Here is a 23,521-nt window from a genome sequence, read left to right on the forward strand (position 1 = left end):
ACGAAGATCGACCGGGGTACAGGTGTCGACGCGGGCATCAACTTGCCATCCCGTTTGGCGAATCGATTCAGCGGCCAACTGCATCGATAACGTATGTTTTTCCGCAGGGTGAGGACCACAGGCGGGAGCAGCGTGGATTTCGAGAGCGCGCCGGACGTCCGCACGAGCCGGGACGACGACACCGATTGGGCACCCGCCGCACCGTCGCAGCGGCGGCTGTGGGCGCTCGCCCGGTCCGCCGCGGGGTCGGGAGGGGCCACCGCCGTCCACGACGCCGTCTACAACCTGGCGATGGCCTTCGAGCTGCGCGGACCGCTGGACCGCGCCGCGCTGCGGACCGCGCTGGACGCGCTCCTCGACCGGCACGAGGCCCTGCGGACCACCCTGGTCGCCGTCGACGGCGACGTGGCGCAGCGGATCGCGCCGCCGGGCGCCGGGTTCCCGCTGCCCGACGTCGACCTCGTCGGGCGCCCGGACGCCGACGACGAGCTGGCCGCCGCACGGCGCGCCGAAGTGCTCACCCCGTTCGACCTCGGGCGCGGCCCGCTGGCACGGGGACGGCTGGTGCGGCTCGCCGCGGATCGGCACGTGCTGCTGCTGACCGTGCACCACACCGTCTTCGACGGCACCTCCCGCACGGTGTTCCTGCGGGAGCTGGGAACGCTGTACGGCGCGACCGCCGCCGGTTCCGACGTCGTGCTGCCGCCGTTGACCACCCGGTTCCGCGACCACGCCCAGCGCGCGCTCATCACGTCCGCGCCGGACGGGCACGTGGAGTTCTGGCGCGAGGCGCTCGAAGGCGCGCCCGCCACGACAACGCTGCCGCCTGATCGACCGCGGCCCGCCGAACAGGACCACAGCGGCGGGCAGGTGGAGATCCACGTCGACGCCGCGACCACCGCCGCCGTGAAAGCGCTTGCCGAGGAGCAGCGGGTGAGCGTCTACACCGTGGTGCTCACCGCGTGGGCCCTGGTGCTGGCCCGGCTCGGCCGCACCGACGACGTCGTGGTGGGCGTCCCGACCGCCGGCCGTGGCCGTGCCGCGGACGACGCGTTCGCGGGTGTGGTCGGGTTCTTCGTCAACACCGTGGCCGTGCGGGTCGGGCTCACCGGCGACCCGACGGCGGCCGAACTGCTCCAGCGGACCCGTGTCGCCCTGCGCGCCGCCATCACCCACCAGGACCTGCCGCTGGACCGGGTCGTGGAGGCGGTCAACCCGCCGCGCACGTCGGCGCACCCCCCGCTGTTCCAGACGTTCTGCGCGCTGATCCCCACCATGCGCGGGCTGCTGCGGATGCCCGGCCTGGAGGTCGCGTGGCTGCCGGTGCGCGACGCCGCCGCCACGCTCGACCTGGCGTTGGCGGTCTGCGACGAGGGCGACCACCTCAGCGGCTACCTCGACTACGCCACCGCGCTCTACGACGAACCGACCGCGCGGCGCGTCGTCGGCCACCTGGGCCGGGTGCTCGCCGGGCTCGTGGCCGCACCCGACCGCCCGGTGGGCGACATCGAGCTGATGGACCCGGCCGAGCGGGCGCGGGTGCTGGCCTGGAGCACCGGACCCGATCCGGTGCGGCGGCCCGGTGGCGTGGTGGCCCGGTGGCGGGCCCGGCTGGCCGAGGACCCGGACGCGCCCGCCGTCGCGGGCCCGCACGGGTCGCTCACCCGCCGCGAGCTGGGGAGCCGGAGCGACCGGCTCGCCAGCGCGCTCCGGGACCGCGGTGTCGGGCGGGATTGCGTGGTGGGGCTGCACCTGGGCACGACACCGGAGCTGGTGGTCGCGGTGCTGGCCGTGCTGTCGGCCGGGGCGGCGTGGCTGCCGCTCGACCCGGACCAGCCAGCCGCGCGGCTGGCCGCGATGGTGTCCGACGCCCGGCCCGCGCTCGTGCTGAGCGACGCGGACGACGCGCCGGACGGCTGGCGCGCTCCGGACGCCGTGGCCGCGGGGGCACCGGACGGAGCGGGCGTCGAGGCCCCGTCCGCCGATGACGGCGACGCCGCGTACGTGATCTACACGTCGGGTTCGACCGGACGGCCCAAGGGTGTGGTCGTCACGCACTCCAGCGTGCTCAACCTGCTCGACCAGTGGACCGACCGCTTCGGGACGACTCCCGGCGAGGCCACCTCGGTGTGGTCGAGCATCGGGTTCGACGCGTCGGTGCACGAACTGCTGCTGCCGCTGACCACGGGCGCGGTCGCGCACCTGGTGCCCGCACCGCTGCGCGGCGACCCGGCCGCGCTGATGGCCTGGCTGCGCGAACACCGCGTGGTGCAAGCGTTCCTGCCGCCCGCCTACGTGCGGTGGATCGACGAGGACTCGACCGCCAGGCTCGCCGGACTGGCGCTGCGGCAGCTGCTGACCGGCGTGGAGTCGTTGCCCCAGGCCGCGCTCGCGCGGATGCGCGCCGCGCTGCCGGGGCTGCGGATCTGCTTCGGTTACGGCCCGACGGAAGCGACCCTGTACAGCATCGCCACCGTCGACCCGGAACCCCCGTCGGACGGGGGCGACCGGCCGTGCCCGATCGGTCGGCCGCTGCCCGGCACCCGCGCCTACCTGCTCGACGACCGCGGCCTGCTCGTCCCGCCCGGAGCGGTGGGCGAGATCCACCTGGCGGGGGCGAGCCTGGCCCGCGGCTACCTCGGGCCGCCGGAGCTGACCGACGAGCGGTTCCTCCCCGACCCGTTCATGCCGGGGGAACGCGTGTACCGGACCGGTGACCTGGCCCGGTGGCTGCCGGACGGCACGGCCGAGTACGTCGGTCGGCGCGACGACCAGGTGAAGCTGCGCGGCTACCGGATCGAGCCGGGCGAGGTCGCGGCGGCACTGCGCGGACTGCCCGGCGTGCGCGACGCGGCGGTGCTGCTCGACCACGGCGTGGACGGCGCGCCCCGGCTGGTGGCGGGCGTCGCGGTCGGGTCCGGTACCAGCGGGCGCGACCACCGCGCGGAACTGGCCGACCTGCTGCCCGGCTACATGATCCCGGCGGTGGTGGTCGAACTGGCGGAGCTGCCGCTCGGCCGGGCGGGCAAGCTCGACCGCGACGCGCTCCTGCGCGAGGTGCACGCCGTGGCGGACGCCGCCAGGGTGAACACGACGACACCACGCGATCGGGTCGAACTGGCGGTGCTGCGCGCCTGGCAGCGCGTCCTGCTGCATCCCGAACTGGGGATCGACGACGACTTCTTCGCCGTCGGCGGCACCTCCGTGTCGGCGATCAGGCTCGCGACCGAGCTGGAACTCGAGTTGGGCGTGCCGGTGCCGGTCAGCGAGGTCCTGCGCCGCCCCACCGTGGAGACCATGGCCGCGCGGCTGCGAACCGGTGGCTCCGCCGAGGAACCCGACGGGCCGCTGGAGCTGCGCGCGGGCGTGACCGGTGGGCCGCGGGTGCTGTGCGTGCACCCCGCGGGCGGCACGGCCTTCTGCTACCTGCCGCTGGCCGCCGCCCTGCCCGACGGGGTGGCGGTGCACGGCGTCGAATCGGTCGGGTTGCGACCGGGCGAGACGCCGCTGCCGTCGGTGGAGGCGATGGCCGCCGACCACCTGGACCGCGCCGCGATCCGGGTCGGAGCGCCGGTCGTGCTGTGCGGGCTGTCGTTCGGTGGGCTGGTGGCCCACGAGATGGGCAGGCAGCTGACCCTCGCGGGCCATCGCGACGTCACGGTCGTGCTGCTCGACACCCAGGGCACCGGCGGCGACATCGACACCACCGAGGTGGACCTGGCGGAGTTCCGCGACAAGCTGGTGCGCTTCAACGGCATGTACCCCGGCATCGACGACGACCAGATCGAGCGCTACCACCGCATCTACAACCACAACCGGGCCGTCGCGCAAGCCTATCGTCCACAACGGACGGACGCGGCGACGGTGCTGTTGCAGGCGGTCGGCGGCGACGACGAGCCGGGCGGGGTGTCCCCGGCGGAGTACTGGGCGGAGCGCGCCGGCGGCGGGTTCGACGTGCGGCCGGTGGACTGCGGGCACTGGGACATGCTGGAGAGCGCGACGCTGCCGCTGGTCGTGACGGCCGTCGAGGAAAGCCTGGCGCCGCAGGCGGTGCGGCGATGACCGGCCTGGCGGGGGCGGTGCGCGACCGCGCGTTGCGGACACCGGACCTGACGGCCGTGCGGGACGGATCCACAACGCTCACCTACGCGCAGCTCGATTCCGCCGCCGCGGCGGTGGCCGGGGGGCTGATCCGCGCCGGCGTGCGGCCGGGTCAGGCGGTGGCGCTGGCGATCCCCCGGTCGTGGCGGTTGATCGTGGCGATGCTAGGGGCCCTGCGCGCGGGCGCGACGGTCGTCCCGCTCGACGCGCAGAGCCCCCCGGCGCGGCAGCGGCACGTGCTGTCCGATTCCGGCGCCGTCGCGGTCGTCCGACCGACCGGCGCGGAACCGGCAGGGGTGCGGGGCCTCGACTTCGAGGACCTGCTCGCGGGCGACGGGGGTCCGCTCGAACCGGCCGCCGACGTGGCCTTCACCTTCTACACCTCCGGCACGACCGGCCTGCCCAAGGGCGTGCGGGTGCGCGGCGCGGGTATCGCCCGCCTGGCCCGTCCGGGGTGGCTGCCGGTCCGCGAGGGCGCGCGCTACGCGTGCCTGTCGAACCCGGCGTTCGACGCGATCTCCTTCGAGGTGTGGCGGCCCCTGCTGACCGGTGGGTGCTGCGTCGTGCTCGACGACGCCGCGGTCGGCGATCCGCGAGCCTTGGCCGACGCGCTCGTCGCGCTGCGGATCGACGTGCTGTGGATGACCTCCTCGCTGTTCAACGCGGTCCTCGACGCCGTCCCCGACTGCTTCTCGGCCGCCGAGCACGTCGTGGTGGGCGGGGAACAGCTCGACGCGCGCGTGATCCGGCGCTGGTACCGCGACAACCCCGACGCCCGCACCCGCCTGCACAACGGTTACGGCCCCACCGAGTGCACGACGTTCGCCGTGACCTACCCGATCCCGCGCGAGTTCGCCGGGGACGTGGTGCCGATCGGCCACCCGCTCCCCGGCACCGGCGTGCTCGTCGTCGACGGCGAACTGCACCTCTCCGGTGACGGGTTGGCCGAGGGCTACCAGAACCGTCCACAAGAGACGGAAGACCGGTTCGTCCTGCTGGAGGGCGAACGGTTCTACCGGACCGGCGACCTCGTCCTGGTCGGCGACGGCGGTCTGCTCACCTACGCCGGGCGGGTCGACCGGCAGGTCAAGGTGCGCGGTTTCCGGGTCGAGCCGGGCGAAGTGGAGCGCGCGCTGACCGCGCACCCCGCGGTGCGCCACGCGCACGTGGCCGCCCGCAGGCCCGCCGACGGCGGCCCGCTGCGGCTGCTGGCCTGGCTGGTGACCGACGCCGAACCCTCGTTCGCGGAGTTCACCGCGTTCGTCGCCGCGCACCTGCCCGACTACCTGCGCCCCCACCACCTCCACCTGCTCGACGCGCTGCCGCTCACCGCGAACGGCAAGGTCGACGAGGCCGCGCTGCTGGCGCGCACCGACCCGCCGTGGCGCGACGCGGAACCGGTCGAGTCCGCCGACGACCCGCTGTCCCGCGAGGTGCTGGCGCTCGCCGCGTCCGTGCTGGGCGTGCCCGACCTGGATACCGGCGACCGCTGGATGACCGCGGGCGGCGACTCCTTGGCGGCGTCGCGGTTGCGGTTCGCGATCCGGCGCAGGTTCGGCCGCGACGTCGACGCCGAGACCGTGCTGCGCGGCAGGCTGGCCGACGTGGTCGCCGCCGTCGCCGCCTCCCCCGCCGACGGGTACCCGCCGCTGGTCCGGAGCGAGGCCCGCCGCGGCCCGGCGACCACCGAGCAGCAACGGCTGTGGCTGGCCGGGCAGCGCGACCCGGATTCGACCGCATACGTGGAAGTCCTCGTGTTCGCCGTGCCGGGACCGGTCGACGCGGACGCCCTGCACGCGGCCGTGGCGGGCCTCACCGTCCGCCACGCGGCGCTGCGGACGGCGCTGCTGGCCACTCCTGTCGGCTTGGAGCAGTCGGTCGACGAGCCGTACGACCCCTGGACCCAGGAGGACCCGGCCACGCGGGAGCAGGCTCTCGCGGTGGCGGAACGAATGTCGGCCGAACCGTTCGACCTGTCCCGACCGCGGATGCTCCGAGCCCATTGGGTGCCCGACCCCGCGCACGGCGGCGTCCTGGTGCTGGCGGTGCACCACGTCGCCATCGACGGCTGGTCGGTTTCGCTGCTGCTGCAAGACATCACGGCCGCGTACTCCGGACGGCTGGACCCGTCCGATCCGGGACCGGGCCCGATCGAGGTGGCCCGGTGGCAGGCCACCTGGTTCGACCGGCCCGAGTACCGGGAGCGGCGCGCGAGGGTCGCCGCCCGGCACGCCGACACCCTCCCCGAGCCGGAACCGCTCGTCGCCGCGCCCGCGGGTGGGCACGGGGCCGGCCTCCTGGTCGAGGCGCTGAGCCCCGAACGACAGGCAGCGCTGCGGCGGCTCGGCGAGCACTTCGACCTGACCCGCTTCGAGCTGCTGCACGGGTTGTTCGCGACCGCGCTGTGGGCCGTGACCGGGCAGGACCGCCCGCGCCTCGGCGCCCCGGTCGCGAACCGGCCGATGGCCGACGTCGAGCACAGCGTGGGGATGTTCGCGAACACCGTGCTCCTCGACCCGGTCGTGGCGCCCGCCGAACCGCTGGCGGCGCAACTGCCCCGCCTCGCCGCCGAGGCCCGTCCGGCGCTGGCCGACCAGGACGTGGCGCTCGCCCACGTGCTCGACGACCGGCCGGGTGGCGGCGCGCCGCCGTTCGACGCGCTGGTCGTGCTGGAGAACACCGACTTCGCCGCCCTGGCGTTCCCCGGCGGCCCCGCCCGGCCGCTGTGGATCGCGCCCGCGCAGGCGAAGTGCCCGATCACGCTGTTCCTCGTCGACCGTCCCGGCGGGACGGACCTGCTGTGGGAGTACGACCGCGCCGCGTTCACGCGGGACCAGGTCGCGGCACTCGCCGACGTGTTCGGACGCGCGCTGGACGCCGACGCGACCACCACGACGCCCACGGACCTCGCCGCGCCCTACCGGCGAAGCCTCAGCCCCTCAGCGCGTCCCGCCGACGCGCGACAGCGCTCACTCGCCGACACGATCGCCCGGCAGGCCCTGGAGGATCCCGACGCGCCCGCCGTGACGCTCGGCGAGGTCACCCTCGACCGCGCCGGGCTCGACGCGCGGTCCGCCGTCCTGGCCGCGGAGCTGCGGGACCGGTTCCCCGTCACCGCGGACGCCCCCGGTCGGGTCGCGCTGCTGATGGAGCCCTCGATCGAGCACGTGGTCGCGCTGGTCGCGCTGGCCCGCCTCGGCCGCACGGCCGTACCGCTGGACCCGGCCTACCCGCCCGCGCTGCTGCGGCAGGTGATCGCGGCGGCGCGCCCGGACTGCGTCCTCGTGGCGGGCCCCGATCTCCTGCGGCTGCTGGACGACCTGACCGAGCCGGGCGCCGATCCCGTGCCGCACCACACCGTGCGGCTCGAACCGCGGCCAGCGCCGGCAGTGGCGCGCGAGGAATCGGGGCGGCCGCTCTACGTGCTGTTCACGTCCGGCTCGACGGGCGCCCCGAAGGGCGTGCAGGTGCCGGAGTGGACGCTGACCAACCTGCTCGGGTGGCAGGCCGCCGAGGGCGGGCTCGGCGCGCCCGCGGTCACCCAGCAGTTCTCCATGCTCTCCTTCGACGTCTCCTTCCAGGAGGTCTTCGGCACGCTCTGCACGGGCGGTCACCTGCGACTCGTGCGCCCGGCGTGGCGCCGCGACGTGCCCGCCCTGCTGGAGCAACTGGAGACGGGCGGGGTCGAGCGGCTGCACCTGCCCTACGTGGCGCTGGCGCTCGTGGCCGAGCACGGGGTGCGGCTGCGCCGGTTCCCGTCCCGGCTCCGCGACGTGGTCGTCGCGGGGGAACAGCTGGTCTGCACGGACGCGGTGCGCGCGTGGTTCGCCGGGATGCCCGGTTCCCGGCTGCACAACCACTACGGGCCCACCGAGACCCACGTCGTCAGCGCGCTCACGCTCGACGGGGACCCCGCCACGTGGCCGCACCGGCCCGCGATCGGCCATCCGGTCACGGGCGCGGTGCTGCGGGTCGTCGACGGGGCGGGTCTGCCCGTCCCGCCGGGCCGGGCCGGTCGGCTGCTGCTGGGCGGCCCGATGGTCAACCGCTGCTACCTCGACGACCCCGACCGCAACCGGGACCGCTTCACCGAGCAGCCCGACGGCCTGTTCCACGACAGCGGCGACCGCGTCCGGCTCGCCGCCGACGGGATGCCGCACTTCCTGGGCCGCGACGACGACCAGGTCAAGCTCGCGGGCCACCGGCTGGAACTGGGACAGGTCGAGGCCGCGCTGCTGCGCCACCCCGCCGTGACCGCCGCCGCCGTGGCGCTGGAGGACGGCGCGCTCGCCGCCGCGCTGAGCTGCTCCGACCCCGCGCCGACGGTCGAGGAGCTGTCCGCGCACCTGGCGGGCCTCCTGCCCGCGCACGTCCGCATCGCGCGCTACCGGCGGCTGGACCAGCTGCCGCGCACCCCGAGCGGCAAGCTCGACCGGTCCGCCGCCGTGCGGGCCGCGGGCGCCGAACTGCCAGCTGCGGACGTCCCGGCGGCGGCGCGGACACCGACCGATGGCCTCCTCGGCAGGCTCGCCACGATCTTCACCGAGGTCACGGGCGCGGAATCCGACCCCGACCGCGGCTTCTTCGACCTCGGCGCGTCGAGCCTCGACCTCATGCGCTTCCACCTGCGGTGCACGGCCGACCTCCCGCCCGACGTCACGGCCGGGTTCACGATCGCCGACCTGTTCGAGCACGTCACCCTGCGCGCGCTCGCCGCCCACCTCGACCCGTCGACCGGCGGCGCGGGTGGATCGTCGCGGGAAGCTCCCGCCGCGGTCCCCGGCGAACCGATCGCCGTCGTCGGGATGGCCGTGCGCCTGCCCGGCGCCGCCGACCTGGCCGCGTTCTGGGAGATGACGACGTCGGGCAGGCGGGGCATCGAGGAGATCGACGCGCCGGACGGGCTCGTCGGAGCGCGCGCGCAGCTCGACGGCCCGCTGGCGTTCGACCCGGCGCACTTCGGGATCAGCCGGGGTGAGGCCCGGCTGATGGACCCGCAGCAGCGGCACCTGCTGATGTGCTCGGCGCAGGCCCTCGCGCACGCCGGGATCGCCGATCCGGCGGACGGTCTCGTCGGCCTGGTCGCCGGGTGCGGGGAGAACACCTACTACCGGGCGACGCTGCGGGAGGCCGACCCCGCGCGGCTGCCCGACGACTGGGTGCTGGCGCAGCACCACGACAAGGACTTCCTCGCCACCAAGGCCGCCTTCCACCTCGGTCTGCGCGGCCCGGCGCTCACGGTGCAGGCCGCGTGCGCGACGTCGCTGGTGGCGGTGCACGTCGCCGCGAACCTCCTGCGCGCGGGCGACGCCGAGGTGATGCTCGCGGGCGGCGTGCTGGTCGACCCGGACCTGACCGACGGCTACCGCTACCGGCCGGGGCACATCCTTTCGCCCGACGGCCACTGCCGGTCCTTCAGCGACGACGCCGCGGGCACCGTCGCGGGCAGCGGCGTCGGGGTGGTCGTGCTCAAGCCGCTGGCCGCGGCCCTGTGGGACGGCGACACCGTGTACGCGGTCGTCACCGGCTCCGCGGTGACCAACGACGGCGCGGACAAGCTGGGCTACAACGCCCCCGGGGTCGCCGGGCAGCACGCCGCCGTCTCCGGGGCGCTGGCCAGGGCCGGGCGCACCGGCGCCGACATCGGTTACGTCGAAGCGCACGGCACGGCCACCCGCCTCGGTGACCCGGTGGAGGTGGCGGCGCTGCGCCGGGCCTTCGGCGACACCGGCTCGGACTGCGCGCTCTCGGCGGTCAAGAGCCAGGTCGGGCACCTGGGCGCGGCCGCGGGCGTCGTCGGGCTGGTCCGCGCGGTGCTGGCCGTGCACCACGGCCTGATCCCGCCGACGGCCGACTTCCGCGCGCCCAACCCGGAGTGCGGCGTCGACCTGGCCCCGTTCCACGTCCCCACCGTCGCGGAGCCGTGGCGCGAGGACCGGCCGCGGATCGCCGGGGTGTCGAGCTTCGGCATCGGCGGTGCGAACGCGCACGTGGTGGTCGAACGGGCGCCCGCGTCGCGGGACCTCCCCGTCGATCCGGGATCGGACCTGGTGCTCTCCGCGTCCAGCGCCGCCGCGCTGCGGGCCGACGCGACGCGGATCGCCGCGTACCTCGACGCCGCGCCCGACCGGTTCGCCGCCGTCCGCCTGCACCTGCGGTTCGGACGTCCCACGCGCTCGCACCGCATCGAGGCCCACTGCGCGGACGCCTCCGCGGCCGTGGCCTGGCTGCGCGCGGTCGCCGCCGACGACGACGTCACGACGGTGGACGCCGGGCCCACGAGCGGTGAGCGCCCCCGTTGCGCGCCGGCCCCGTGGGACTTCCCGCCCCCGGCGTTCGACCTCTCCGAGTACACGTTCCCGCGTGCCGCCGAGGAGCCGGCGACCGAGGAGCCGACGCGGCTTCCGGAGACTTCGTGGCTCCACCAGCCGCGTTGGGTGCGCACCCGCCGTGCCGCCGCCCGTGCGGCGCGGCGCGGTGACCGCACGCTCGTGCTCGTCACCGACGACCCGGTCGACGACGCCGTCATCGCCGCCTTCGCCGCCACCCACGCCCGCGTCGTGCCGGTCCACGCCGTCGATCCCACCGACGTCGACGCCGTGGCGGGCCTGCTGGCGGAACTCGCCGACAACGCGCCGGGCGGCGTCGACTGGGTGCACGCCACGGCGCTCGGCGTGACCGGACCGGTCGGGCGGGCGTCGGTGGCCCGCGCCCGCACGGCGTGCGTGGACGCGCCCGCCGCGCTGCTCGCCGCCCTCGCCCGCACGCCGGACGCGCCCGCGCTGCGCGCGTGGTGGCTGACGCACGGATCGGCGCCCGTCGACGGGCCCGTCCACCGCCCGGAACTGCGGCTGATGGCCGGGATCGCGGCGGTCGGCCCGCAGGAGGGCGGCCCGGACGCCTGGTGGGTGGACCTGCCGGGCCCGGAACTCGGTGCCGCCGCGGGCCCGCTGGCCGCTCTGATCGCGGGCGCCGACGGACCGGGGACGCGGCTCGCGTTGCGCGCGAATCACTGGTGGCACGAGGAAGTGCTGGCCGTGCCGTCGCACGAGGGCGAGCCCGACCCGTACGACACCGTGCTGGACGGCGCGCCCGGCGACCACGTCGTGCTCGGCGGCACCGGCGGCATCGGGACGGTGCTCGCGCGCTGGCTCCTGGAGCACACCGGCGGTCGGGTCGTCCTGCTGTCGCGCAGGCCCGTGCTGCCCGCCGCGCTCGCGCCGTGGGCCGACCGGGTCACCACGATCGCGGCCGACCTCACCGCCGCCACGCCCGACGAGGTGGCGGAGCGGATCGCCGCCGCCGTCCCCGGCGCCCTCGCGTCGGTCGTGCACGCGGCGGGCGTCGCCGCCGGTTCGCTGATCGCCCGGCGCGACCCGGCGCAGGCGGCGATCGGACCCGCCGCGCCGATCGCGGGCGCGCTGCTCGTGGAGCGGCTCATCGCCCGGTACCGCCCGCGGGTCGCGGTCTACTGCTCGTCGATGTCCGCGCGGCTGGGCGGGGTCGGCCAGCTCGACTACTCGGCCACGGCGGGCCTGCTGAGCGGTTTCGCGGGCCATCGCGCGACGCCGGACGAGGTCACCGCGCGGATCGGCGTCGACTGGGACGTGTGGCGCGAGAGCGGCATGGCCGTGCACCTGGCCCGCCCGGACGCCCGCCACCGCGCCCACCTCGCCGTCGGGCTCACCGACGCGGAGGGCGCCCGCGTGTTCGCCCGCGCGCTGGACCTCGCGCTGCCGGAACTGCTGGTGTCGGTCACCGACCGGGACGAGGCCCACGCGTTCTACGCGCCGCCCCGAGACGGGACGGCGGACGACGTCCGGGTACCGACCGCGGAACCGTCGGTCGGGGAGGCGCTGACCCTGCGGCTGCGGGACTGGCTCGGCCTCGACGAGCTCGACCCGGACGTGGACCTGTACGACCTCGGCGCCGACTCGCTCACCCTGCTGGACCTCATCGACGTGGCCACCCGGCTCACCGGCGTCGAACTGGACGTCTCGGAGCTGGGCCACGCGGTCACCCTCACCGGGGTGCTGCGCCGCCTGACCTCGGACCGTCCCGCGGCCGCGGCGCCCGCCGACGGCTCGGTGGCGCTGGAGACCTGGCGGCACGGCACCGGCCGCGAGGTCGTGTGCCTGGTGCACCCGGTGGGCGGGGACGTCCTCGCCTACCGGCCCCTGGTCGCGGCGCTTGGTCCGACGGCGACCGTGTGCCTGATCGCCGATCCGGCGTTGCGCTCCGGGGTGGACCTCGGCTGGTCGATCGACGAACGCGCCCGCCGGTACCACGCCGCGCTGCGGGTGGAGTTCCCCGACCGGCCGCTGAGGCTGGCGGGCTGGTCGTTCGGGGCCTGGGTGGCGTTGGGCATCGCGGCGGAGGCCGAGCAGTCCGGCGCCCCGGCGGTCGCCCTGCACCTGATCGACCCGCCCTCACCGGGCGCGGTCGTCGCGCACGACCGGAACGAGGAGCAGCTCGCCGCCCTCTTCGCCGACGAGCTGGGCAGCGCGGGCGCCGACCGGCCCGACACCGCCGACTACGCCCACCGCCTGGCCCGCTGCTGCCGCGCCAACCTCGCCGCCATGGTCGAGCACCACCCGCCCAAGCTGCTCGCCACCCCGACCCGGCTGTGGCTGGCCACCGCCCCCGAGCACGACCCGGCCGACGCCGAGACGACGTCCGACCGGGAGGAGCGGTGGGCACCGCACCTGCCGAAGTCCGCCACCACGACCGTCGACACCACCCACTACGGCATCGTGCGCGCGCCCCACGCGCGGTCCATCGCCGCCGCGCTCGATCCGGGACCCGCCCACTGAGCAGCACCCCCGCCACCAGAAGAGGGACAGCCATGGAGCAGTACCAGCGCGAAGCCCTGGAGGCCGTGACCACGCGCCCCCGCCGGTCGTACGGCACGATTCGCGTCGAGCCGATCACCCCCGTGATCGGCGCCGAGGTCAGCGGGGTGGACCTGACCACCGACCTGTCGGAGGAGGTCGTCGCGGAGATCCGCGACGCGTTCCTCGACCACCACGTCCTGGTCTTCCGCGATCAGGACCTCACCGTGGCCGACCACAAGCGCACCGCGGCGCACTTCGGCGAACTGCGGCTGGTCGAGCCGCCGCCCGAGCACGGCGACCCGGTGGTGCTGGAGGTGGCGACCCGACGCGACTCGAAGGTCATCAACGGCAACGGCTGGCACGCCGACGGCACCGCCGACGACGAGCCGTCGCTGGGCTCGATGCTGCACATGCAGCAGATCCCGGAGACCGGCAGCGGCGGCGACACCCTGTTCGCGAACATGCACCTCGCCTACACCCTGCTGTCCCCCGCCCTGCGCGGCCTGCTCGGCGACCTGACCGCCGTCCACGACGGCCGCAAGGCGTGGGGCAGCGTCGTACCGCCGCCGGGACACGTCATCCCCTCCAGCGAACACCCCGTCGTGATCAGCCACCCCGAGACCGCCCGCCCGACCCTCTACGTCAACCGCGCCTACACCACGCGCATCCCCCAGCTCGCGCAGGACGAGAGCGACGCGTTGCTGGAGTTGCTGTTCCGCACGGTGGAGCGCCAGGCGATGCTGCACTGCCGCGTCCGGTGGGCGCCGCGGACGCTGGTGTTCTGGGACAACCGCGCCGTGCAGCACCACGCGCTGCACGACTACTACCCCTTCACCCGCAGCGCCCGCCGCATCGCGATCAACGGCGGCCCCCTGAAGGGCTGAGCCACCTGCGGCGACGCCGTTCTGTCGGTGCCCTGCGCCATGATGCCCGGAAGGGGTGTCCGACGAAGGGGGCGGCAGTGCGGACGTTGATGAGCGATGACGTACCGGTGTCCTACGGGCAGGTCTACGTCGCGGGGGCGGACGGCTTCTCCGAGGGGATGTCGAAGTGCTTCGGCGGCCAGCGCAACGGGCTCTGCGGCGCCGTGGAACCGGGCTCGCTGTTCCTGAGGATCGGCCTGCACACCGGCGATGTCGGCTTCGCGGTGCAGTTGCACGACCGGCCCCCGCCGGTGGACGAGGTCTGGGAGGACGTCGTCGAGGTGTCGTTCCGCCCCGAGGTCGGCACGCTGCTGCTGCTGCTGTGCTGGGGCGGAGACGGGGCCTGGCCGCTGGACCTGGAGCCCGTCGACCACCGGGTCCGCTTCTGCGCGCGGAACATGGACCACGCCCAGGAGGGCGTCATCATGGTCGCCGACGACCAGGTGATCGACCGCTACCTCCTCCAGTTCTGGCCCGCACCACCGGAACCGGACCGCGTCCTCAAGCAGACCAGCGACACCGCCGCGCGCAAGCACCGCTGGGCCAGGGATCTGCCGCCGCCGCCCATGGCGCGGGAGAAGGCCGAGACCGCGCGGCAGGCCTTTCCCGCGCTCGCGCCGCGCACCGGGTGAGGGGCGCGGCTCCGTCACGGTGCGGCTGACGCCGTCATCCCGTCGATGATCAGGTCGATCCCGGCGAGGAACTCGGCGCGGTCGTCGTGCGTGCGCAGGTGCCCCGCCACGGTGCGGGTGAACGCGTACTCCTCGGGGTCGAGCCCCGCCCAGTGCGCCGACAGGTCGTCGAGGAAGTCCTGCCGGTCGCCGCGCGCCTCCGGCGACCGGGAGTTCGTCGCCTCCTGGTTGCCCGCGCCGATGATGTGGATCAGCAGTGCCGACGTCGCGGTGAACCGCGCGGCGTCGGGCACTCCGAGCGCCAGCACCTGCCGTCCGACGCGTTCGAAGATGTCCAGCATCGTGGACCGCCACGGCGGGCGGGCGAGCTGCCCACCGGCCCACGGGTGCGCCTCGATGGCGCCGAACACTCCGAGCGCGACGGCGTGGATCGTCTCGCGGGGTGACGCCTCGGGGTCGACGTCGTCGAGTGCGCGGGCGACGACGGCGGCGGTCGCGGACCTGAGCAGCTCGCTCTTGTTCGCGATGTGCCACTGGATGGCGCCGTGCCCGGTCTCGAGCCGCAGGGCGAGGGCGCGGAACGTGAGCCCGCTCTCGCCCTCGGAGTCCAGCAGCTCGACCGCCACCTCCACGATCCGCTCGCGGGTGAGCGCGTCCGACCGCCGTTCCGCTCTCGCCATGGCCCCATCTTGACACAACTGGTACGGCGTGCCAATCTTCGTTTTGGTACGCCGTACCAACGATCCCACTTCGAAAGGAACCACCATGACGACGCCGGTGACGATCATCGGAGCCGGACTCGGCGGCCTGACGCTCGCCCGCGTGCTCCACGTGCACGGCATCCGGGCCACGGTCTTCGAGGCCGAGGACTCGGCGGACACCCGCGCGCAGGGCGGGCAGCTCGACCTGCACGAGTACAACGGGCAGCTCGCGCTCGCGGAAGCGGGCCTCACCGACGAGTTCCGGGCGATCATCCACCCGGGCGGCGAGGCCACCCACGTGCTCGCCCCGGACGGCGCGGTGCTGCTCGACGAGCCCGACGACGGCGACGGCGGACGGCCCGAGGTGCTCCGCGGCGACCTGCGCCGGATCCTGCTCGACTCACTGCCCGACGGCGTGGTCCGGTGGGGGGCCAAGGTCACCGGGGTCCGCCCGCTCGGCGACGGGCGGCACCTGCTGACGTTCGCCGACGGCTCGACGGAGACCACGGACCTGCTCGTCGGCGCCGACGGCGCCTGGTCGAGGATCAGGCCGCTGCTGTCCGACGCGAAGCCCGAGTACGTCGGCACGACGTTCATCGAGACCTACCTGCACGACGCCGACCGCAGGCACGCCGCCGCGGCGAAGGCGGTCGGCGCCGGCGCCCTGTTCGCCCTCGCGCCGGGCAAGGGGATCCTCGCCCACCGCGAGCCCCACGACGTCCTGCACGTGTACACCGCGCTCTCCAAGCCGCAGGAGTGGATCACCGGCGTAGACCCGGCGGACACGACCGCCGTGGTCGCCGCGGAGTTCGAGGGCTGGGCGCCGGAACTGACCGCGCTCATCACCGACACGGAGACGATTCCCTTCCCCCGCACCATCAACGCCCTGCCCGTCGGCCACCGGTGGGACCGGGTCGCGGGCGTCACGCTCGTCGGCGACGCCGCCCACCTGATGTCGCCGTTCGCCGGGGAGGGCGCCAACCTCGCCATGTTCGACGGCTCCGAACTCGGCAGGGCCATCGCCGCCCATCCCGACGACGTCGAAGCCGCACTGACCGAGTACGAACAGGCGCTCTTCCCCCGAAGTGCCCACTTCGCCGCCGAGTCCGACCACAACCACGGACTCCTCTTCGGCGAGGACACCCCCACCGGCCTCCTCCGGCTGCTCACAGGCGGGTAGCACTCCTCCCCCGGAAAGGAACCACCCCATGGACGAGAAGGTCGAAACCCTTCTGCGCGCCCCCAACTTCGCCCACATCGCCACCGTGCGCCGCGACGGCAGCGCGAGCGCGACCCCCGTCTGGGTCGACCTCGAAGACGACCTGGTGCTCGTCAACGGCATGGCGGGCCGCGTCTGGCCCCGCAACCTGGCCCGCGACCCGCGGATCACCGTGTCGGTCTCGGCGCTGGCCAACCCCTACGAGTGCGCGACGCTGCGCGGGCACGCCCTCGCACCCACGACGGAGGACGCCGACGCCCATTTCGACCGGATCTTCGAGAAGTACCGCAACCGCACCATGCCCCCGAGTGACGACGACCCCCAAGAGCACGACAGGCTGCTGTTCCGAGTGGTCGTCGAGTCCACCCACTACCAGTGGCAACCCCCACCCGGCGCCACCGCCGAGTACGACGCCTTCCTGGCGCAGATCATGAACCCGACAGCGCGGTAGCCGATCAGCAGCGCTCCTGGACCTTGACCGTCACCGGCACGGCCTGGGTGGTCGTCCCGTCGGAAGCCCACACCTCCGGCGTGTGCACACCGACCGGCGCCGGCGGGTACGTGCCGAGATGGCCGGAATCCGACTGCACGCAGATTCACTGCCCGGTGTCTCGCAACGTCCACGTCACATCGGAGGGGGTGCTGGTCGCCGAAGCCGGTGCGCCGCCGACCAGCACCAGCGCCAGCGTCGCCACCGGTTCGTCCTGGACATGTCCGACCTCAACCCACCCAGGACCAGACCGACCCGCCGAGGCACCGGCAAACGGGCCGGGTGGACCGACTCCGCACCGAGCAAGGGCCGATCGCGCGGCGGATCTCCTACCATGGGGGCATGACCGCGACCAGGCAGCTCCCGCATCCGGCACGGGACGAGATCCGCATCGAGGCGGTGTTGCAGGCGTTGGCCGATCCGGTGCGGTTGCAGCTGGTCCGGGAGTTGGATCGGATCGGGGTGGGGGTCGCGTGCGGGTCGATCGCGCTGCCCGTGGGCAAGTCCACCCGCACGCACCACATGCGGATCCTCCGCGAGGCGGGGGTGACGCGCGTCGAGCCCCACGGCACCGCGCGCATCACGACGCTGCGCCGGGAGGACCTGGACGCGCTGTACCCCGGCATGCTCGACGGAATCCTCGCCGCCAAGCGGTGACCACGCACGGCAAAACCCACGCCACGCGGTGAGCCGCGCCTGGAGACCAGACGCGGCAGCACGGCGCTACGGGGCGATGCCGGTGGTGATGTAGACCCATCCGCCGTACCGGGTCGTGGTGCTGGTGCGCGCCGCACCCTGCTCGATCGCCTTCCACGGGTGCCGGTTGAGCAGCATGTCGGGTGTGCCGCCGAACGGGGCGATGACCGGGCCGAGGGCGGGGACCGCGCGGCGCGGCCACCAGTCCGGGAGCCGGTAGTCCAGCGCCACCCAGCGGCCACCGGGGACGAGCGCGTCGTAGCCGTTCTTCACGACCGTCTCGTAGCCCTCGATCAGGGTCAACGAGAAGCACGCGACGATGGCGTCGACCTTCGCCGGGAACTCGTACGTCGTCAGGTCGGCCTGTTGCAGGGTGACGTTCGTCAGGCCGTGCTCGCGGATCCGGTCCTCGGCCAGGTTCAGCATCGAGTCGGTCAGGTCGATGCCGATGACCTTGCCCTCGGGGCCCACCATCCTGGCCAGGTACGGCAGGTTGTGGCCGGTGCCCGTGCCGGCGTCGATGACGGTGTCGCCGGGGCGCACGGCCAGCTGGTCGAGCGCCAGGTGCTTGTAGGCCATCGTCCGCTGGCCGATCAGGTACAGCCGGTTGGACATGATGTCGTAGTTCTTGGCGCGCTTGCGGTAGAGGTTCAGCAGGCGGGTGGTCTCCACGTTGCCGGTCAAGGACTTCTCCTCTTTTTTCGGGCCCCGCAGCACTTCGGCGACGACGCGCGGGCGGAAGACGGCCTCGGGTGAGGCCAGCAGGTGGTAGGTGTCGAGCAACGCGGTCGCGGCGGGCCCCTTGGACGTGGCGACCTGGACGAGCCTGCCCATGTACCGCTGGGCGAGCCGCGCGGGCAGCGGCAGCGGTCCGGGCGCCGCGCCGGGGTACACCAGGTCGGAGTTGGCCGAGAGCATCCACGCGCCGTCCACCCGCCTGGCGATCGGCTTGCGCAGGTCCGCCGTCAGCCCGGCCGGAATCCTTCCGCTGTCACGGGTTCCGGCCGCCTCGAAGGCGTCGTCGACGTCGACGGCGGCGGTCGCCGCGACCGAGATGCCCTGCCCGTACGCGGGGTTGAACGAGCCGACCGCGTCACCGAGTACGACGAACCGGTCGGGCCACCGGTCGAGGTTCTCGTAGTGCCTCCGCCGGTTCTCCGTCCGGCCGGAGCCGTAGACCTCGGTGAGCGGCTCGGCGTCGCGGATCTGGTCGTAGATCTCGGGGCCGCGCAACGTCTTCGCGAACTCGATCATGCCCTTGTGGTCCAGCGGCGGCCGTTCGCCGCCGACCCCGGACACCGAGACCATCCACCGGTCGCCCTCGATCGGGTTCAGGATGCCCTGCCGGGGAACGTCCGGAGTGGACTGGATGACGATGCACTTCCAGTCCGCCTCGTGGCCGGGCGGGATGGCGAAGACACAGGTGGCGTAAGCGCACTTGGCGTCGACCACGCTCTCCTCCACCTTCCCGTAGCCCAGGTCCTCCAGCCAGCCCGACGACCGGGAGTTGCGGCCCGTGCTGTCCACGACGAGGTCGGCCGGGAACTCGTACGACTCGCCCCACCCGGTCTTGGCCCCGGCCGCCTTGTCGCGCAGCACGACGCCGCGGATCGCGTCGCCCTGCGCCAGTAGGCCGAGCGCCTCGCACTCCTGGCGGATCTCGACGTTCGGCAGCTCCACCAACCGGTGGCGCACCCGCGAGTCCATCAGGTCGCGCGTGCCGGACATCACCACGTGCCTGCTGGTGAAGCGCTCCATCCAGCCGCCGGGGATCATGGCCAGCATGTCCGCGGGCATCCGGACGTCGACGACGCCGTGCTCGCGCAGGTCGGCCAGCACGCCGGGGAACAACCGGTCCAGCGCCCGCTGTCCGGCGCCGAGCAGGTTGTGCGTGTGCCGGGCCTGGGGCACGCCGCGGCGCCAGTCCGGGCCGTCCGGGTACAGGTCCCGTTCCACCAGCGTCACCCGGCCCACGTGCCGCGCGAGCGCGGCCGCGACGCACATCCCGGCGAGGCTGCCCCCCAGCACCACGGCGTGGAGGCGGTTGTTGATGTCCGGCATCGAATCCTCCGTCAGGCCGACGTGGTGCGGGCGGACTCGGCCCACCTGGCGAGCTGTCGGGACGCCTGGGCGTACCACAGGTGGGCGGTCCGGTGGACGTTGATCGAGTGCGCGGCCTCGGGGACGACGAACAGGTCGAAGTCCGGCGAGCCGGGGTAGTAATCGCGTTCCTTGTCGACGCCGACGAAGAGCTGGTCCTCGCGGCCCATCACCAGCAGCACCGGCACGTCCACGGCGGCCGCGTGGTCCGGCCGGTAGATCTCGTCCACGGTCGCGCCCTCGCCGATGGTCACGGTCGACTTGGTGGCCTCGTGGTAGTCGGCCGCGACCGGGTACACGCCGCCTTCGTGCTCGTAGATCAGGCCGCGCTTGCCCGCGGCGGTGGTGAGGTACCCGGCGGGCAGGTCCGCCGCGGGCTCCAGCGACCCCACCGCCTCCGAGTACAGCGGGCCGAGGGTGTGGGACAGGCCGGTGAGGACCAGCGCGTCGAAGTCCCGGTGCCGGGCGGCGCCGATGATGGCGATGCCCGTGCCGAGCGAATGCCCGACCGCGACCACCCTGGCGAACGGCCGGAGCCCGCCGATCCCGGCGCGCAGGGCTTTCACCAGCTCGTGCAGGGTGTCCACATTGGCCTGGACCGTGACCTCGGCGGCGGGCGGGTGGCTGCTGCCGCCGGTGCCGATCCGGTCGAGCGCGAGCACGGCGTGCCCGTCGCCGACCATGTGCCGCACGTAGTGGCCCCCGCCGGGCACGAGCCAGTAGCGGCGGTCGTAGGTCAGGCCGGAGAGCAGCACCTGCACGGTGTCCGGCTGCTCCCCCTGCGGCAGGTGCAGCTCGCCGGCGAGCTGCCAGGTCCCGCCGGGAGCGGGCACGTCGAGGCGGATGGGAACGCTGTCCATGGTTCGCACCTTCTTCTCAGGTCACGGTGACTTGGGGTTCGCCGGACGCGACGCCCTCGTCCTGCATCCGCTCGGCGATCTTCATCGCCTCCTCGATCAGGGTTTCGACGATCCGGTCCTCCGGCACGGTCTTGACCACCGCGCCCTTGACGAAGATCTGCCCCTTGCCGTTGCCCGAGGCCACCCCCAGGTCGGCTTCGCGGGCCTCGCCGGGACCGTTGACCACGCAGCCCATCACGGCCACCCGCAGCGGGACCTCCATCCCCTCCAGGCCCGCCATGACCTCCTCGGCCAGCCGGTAGACGTCCACCTGGGCCCGGCCGCACGACGGGCAGGACACGATCTCCAGCCGTCGTTCCCGCAGGCCGAGCGACTCCAGGATCTGGACGCCGACCTTGACCTCCTCGACCGGCGGCGCGGACAGCGACACCCGGATCGTGTCGCCGATCCCCTCCGCCAGCAGCGCGCCGAACGCGACCGCCGACTTCACCGTGCCCTGGAACGTCGGCCCCGCCTCGGTCACACCGAGGTGCAGCGGGTAGTCGCACCGCACGGCCAGCTGCCGGTAGGCGTTGATCATCACCACCGGGTCGTGGTGCTTCACCGAGATCTTGATGTCCCGGAAGCCGTGCTCCTCGAACAGCGAGCACTCCCACAAAGCCGACTCCACCAGCGCTTCCGCGGTCGCCTTGCCGTACTTCGCCAGCAGCCGCGGATCGAGCGAGCCCGCGTTGACGCCGATCCGGATCGGCGTGCCGTGGGCCGCGGCCGCCGCCGCGATCTCCTTGATCTTGTCGTCGAACTTCCTGATGTTGCCGGGGTTCACCCGCACCGCCGCGCAGCCCGCCTCGATCGCGGCGAACACGTACTTCGGCTGGAAGTGGATGTCGGCGATGACCGGGATCTGCGACTTGCGCGCGATGATCGGCAACGCGTCGGCGTCGTCCTGCGACGGCACCGCGACCCGGACGATCTGGCAGCCGGACGCGGTCAGCTCGGCGATCTGCTGCAACGTCTTGTCGATGTCCGCGGTGACGGTGGTGGTCATGGACTGGACGGACACGGGCGCGTCGCCGCCGACGGCCACGTCGCGCAGCTTCAGCTTGCGGGACTTGCGCCTGCGCGCCAGGCCCGGCGTCGGCATTCCCAAGTGGACGGCGGTCATCGCAGGACTTCCTTCTCCAGCATCGAGTCCAGGGTTCCCTTGACCGCGCGGGCGGTGACCGCCTCGGCGACCTGGTCGGCGATCCGGCCCGCGGTGAGCCCGCATTCGTCGAGCAGCTCGGCGCGCGACGCGTGCGCCAGGAACCGGGTGGGCACGCCGAGCACGCGCAGTTCGGCGGGCACGACCCCGGCGTCCCGCAGGCTCGCTGCGGTGGCCTCGCCGATGCCGCCTGCGCGGATGCCGTCCTCCACGGTCACCACGACGTCGAAGCGGCTCGCCAGCTCGACCAGGGCCGGGTTGACCGGTTTCACCCAGCACGGGTCGACCACCGTGCACGCGATCCCCCGCGCCTCCAGCTGCATCGCCGCGTCGAGGCACGGTCCGGCCATCGAGCCGACCGCGATCACCAGCGCGTCCTCCCCGTCCGCCACGAGCACGTCGACCGGGTCGTCGGGGTCCTCGGCCGCGAACCTCTCGACCGCGGGCAGGTCTGCGCCCAGCGCCCCCTTCGGGAAGCGCAGCATCGTCGGCGCGTCGTCGACGTCCAACGCCTCGGTCAGCAACCGGTGCAGCGTCGCGCGGTCCCTGGGCGCGGCGATGCGCATCCCCGGCACCGCCTGGAAGGTCGCCAGGTCCCACACGCCGTTGTGCGACGCGCCGTCGTCCCCGGTGATCCCGGCCCGGTCCAGCACGAACGTGACCGCCAGTTCGTGCAGCCCCACGTCCATCAGCACCTGGTCGAACGCCCGGTTCAGGAAGGTGGCGTACACGCAGAAGACCGGGTGCAGCCCGCCCATAGCCATGCCCGCCGCCGACGTGACCGCGTGCTGCTCGGCCATGCCGACGTCGACCACCCGGTCCGGGTGCGCGTCGGAGACCGGTTGCAGCCCGGTGGGTTCCAGCATCGCCGCGGTCAGCGCGACCAGGTCGGGCCTGCGGTCCACGGCGGCGAGCAACTCCTCGCCGAACGCGCTCGTCCAGCTCGGCCCGGACTTCGTCGCGGACGCGGCCCGGACGGCGTGCATGTGGTCGCGCGCGTCCTGCTCCGCGGGCACGTGGCCGCGGCCCTTCTGCGTGACGCAGTGCACGACAACGGTTCCACCGACGTCACGGGCCTGGCGCAACGCCGACTCCACGGCGTCGCGGTCGTGGCCGTCGACCGGTCCGATGTAGAGCAGCCCCATGTTCTCGTAGATCGACTGCGTGACCTCGCGGGTGCGCAGGCCGCGCAGGTGGTCGGCGAGGCCGCCGACCGTGGACGCGTACGAGCGGCCGTTGTCGTTCACCACCACGACCAGCGGGCGGTCCGGCTCGACCGCGATGTTGTTGATGGCCTCCCACGTCATCCCGCCGGTCAGCGCGCCGTCGCCGGTGACCGCGACCACGTGGCCGGTCCGCGCCCGCAACCGGTTCGCACGGGCCAGTCCGTCCGCGTAGGACAGTGCGGTGGACGCGTGCGAGTTCTCCACCAGGTCGTGCTCGGACTCCTGCCTGCTGGGGTAGCCCGAGAGCCCACCCCGCCTGCGCAGGCCCGCGAAGTCCCCCGCCCGGCCGGTGAGCATCTTGTGCACGTAGGTCTGGTGCCCGGTGTCCCACACGATGCTGTCGCGGGGCGAGTCGAACACCCGGTGCAGGGCGATGGTCAGCTCGACCACGCCGAGGTTGGGGCCGAGGTGCCCGCCGGAGCGGGACACCTCCACCACGAGCCGGTCGCGGATCTCGTCGGCGAGCGCGTCCAGGTCCGGCGCGCTCAGCCCGCGCAGGTCGGCGGGGCACCCGATCTCGTTCAGCAAGGACATG

Annotated in this window: 13 protein-coding genes; 7 read left to right on the forward strand and 6 right to left on the reverse strand. The window is 74.0% G+C overall.

From position 1 onward, the window contains the following. Window positions 1–132: 132 nt before the first annotated feature. The 4 genes from RM788_RS11900 to RM788_RS11915 all read left to right on the forward strand — a co-directional run bounded on the left by RM788_RS11900 (window position 133) and on the right by RM788_RS11915 (window position 14,490). The gene (locus RM788_RS11900) at window positions 133–4,062 is read left to right on the forward strand and encodes a non-ribosomal peptide synthetase (RefSeq protein ID WP_315931678.1); all 3,930 of its coding nucleotides are present in this window, start codon (window positions 133–135) and stop codon (window positions 4,060–4,062) included. After that, window positions 4,059–12,914: an AMP-binding protein gene (locus tag RM788_RS11905; RefSeq protein WP_315931679.1), complete on the forward strand. Its 8,856-nt coding sequence runs from the start codon at window positions 4,059–4,061 to the stop codon at window positions 12,912–12,914. Before RM788_RS11900 ends, RM788_RS11905 begins: the two co-directional genes overlap by 4 nt. 32 nt (window positions 12,915–12,946) lie before the next feature. Beyond that, window positions 12,947–13,819, forward strand: a complete 873-nt coding sequence (locus tag RM788_RS11910) for a TauD/TfdA dioxygenase family protein (protein WP_315931680.1) — start codon at window positions 12,947–12,949, stop codon at window positions 13,817–13,819. 89 nt (window positions 13,820–13,908) lie between these two features. Further along, window positions 13,909–14,490: a hypothetical protein gene (locus RM788_RS11915; protein WP_315931681.1), complete on the forward strand. Its 582-nt coding sequence runs from the start codon at window positions 13,909–13,911 to the stop codon at window positions 14,488–14,490. A gap of 14 nt (window positions 14,491–14,504) precedes the next feature. Here the strand turns inward: RM788_RS11915 and RM788_RS11920 are convergent, their stop codons facing one another. Beyond that, on the reverse strand, window positions 14,505–15,170 hold the full coding sequence (locus tag RM788_RS11920; protein WP_315931682.1) for a TetR/AcrR family transcriptional regulator: 666 nt from the start codon (window positions 15,168–15,170) through the stop codon (window positions 14,505–14,507). 85 nt (window positions 15,171–15,255) lie between these two features. On the opposite strand from RM788_RS11920, the gene RM788_RS11925 reads away from it, so the two are divergent. Both RM788_RS11925 and RM788_RS11930 read left to right on the forward strand, forming a co-directional pair. After that, the gene (locus RM788_RS11925; RefSeq protein ID WP_315931683.1) at window positions 15,256–16,371 is read left to right on the forward strand and encodes an FAD-dependent oxidoreductase; all 1,116 of its coding nucleotides are present in this window, start codon (window positions 15,256–15,258) and stop codon (window positions 16,369–16,371) included. Between the two features lie 28 nt (window positions 16,372–16,399). Next, entirely contained in the window at window positions 16,400–16,861 is a 462-nt protein-coding gene (locus RM788_RS11930) for a TIGR03618 family F420-dependent PPOX class oxidoreductase (RefSeq protein WP_315931684.1), read from the forward strand. Between the two features lie 4 nt (window positions 16,862–16,865). On the opposite strand, the gene RM788_RS11935 is transcribed toward RM788_RS11930, so the two are convergent. Then, window positions 16,866–17,000 (reverse strand): DUF5980 family protein, encoded by a 135-nt coding sequence (locus RM788_RS11935; protein ID WP_315931685.1) that lies wholly within the window; start codon window positions 16,998–17,000, stop codon window positions 16,866–16,868. Window positions 17,001–17,242: 242 nt separating this feature from the next. On the opposite strand from RM788_RS11935, the gene RM788_RS11940 reads away from it, so the two are divergent. Beyond that, window positions 17,243–17,557, forward strand: a complete 315-nt coding sequence (locus tag RM788_RS11940) for an ArsR/SmtB family transcription factor (protein WP_315931686.1) — start codon at window positions 17,243–17,245, stop codon at window positions 17,555–17,557. Window positions 17,558–17,623: 66 nt separating this feature from the next. Here the strand turns inward: RM788_RS11940 and RM788_RS11945 are convergent, their stop codons facing one another. Genes RM788_RS11945 through RM788_RS11960 form a run of 4 tightly spaced genes read right to left on the reverse strand, consistent with a single transcriptional unit; the run spans window position 17,624 to window position 23,520 of the window. Further along, on the reverse strand, window positions 17,624–19,657 hold the full coding sequence (locus tag RM788_RS11945) for a methyltransferase domain-containing protein (protein ID WP_315931687.1): 2,034 nt from the start codon (window positions 19,655–19,657) through the stop codon (window positions 17,624–17,626). A gap of 11 nt (window positions 19,658–19,668) precedes the next feature. Then, a complete protein-coding gene (locus tag RM788_RS11950; RefSeq protein ID WP_315931688.1) occupies window positions 19,669–20,556 on the reverse strand; it encodes an alpha/beta hydrolase in 888 nt (295 codons plus the stop codon). A gap of 16 nt (window positions 20,557–20,572) precedes the next feature. Next, a complete protein-coding gene (gene ispG / locus RM788_RS11955; protein WP_315931689.1) occupies window positions 20,573–21,721 on the reverse strand; it encodes a flavodoxin-dependent (E)-4-hydroxy-3-methylbut-2-enyl-diphosphate synthase in 1,149 nt (382 codons plus the stop codon). Further along, window positions 21,718–23,520: a 1-deoxy-D-xylulose-5-phosphate synthase gene (locus RM788_RS11960; RefSeq protein ID WP_315931690.1), complete on the reverse strand. Its 1,803-nt coding sequence runs from the start codon at window positions 23,518–23,520 to the stop codon at window positions 21,718–21,720. The genes ispG and RM788_RS11960 overlap by 4 nt, the downstream gene beginning before the upstream one ends. Window position 23,521: the final 1 nt, after the last annotated feature.

Origin of the sequence: Umezawaea sp. Da 62-37, from assembly GCF_032460545.1 — a bacterium.
Classification (GTDB): domain Bacteria; phylum Actinomycetota; class Actinomycetes; order Mycobacteriales; family Pseudonocardiaceae; genus Umezawaea.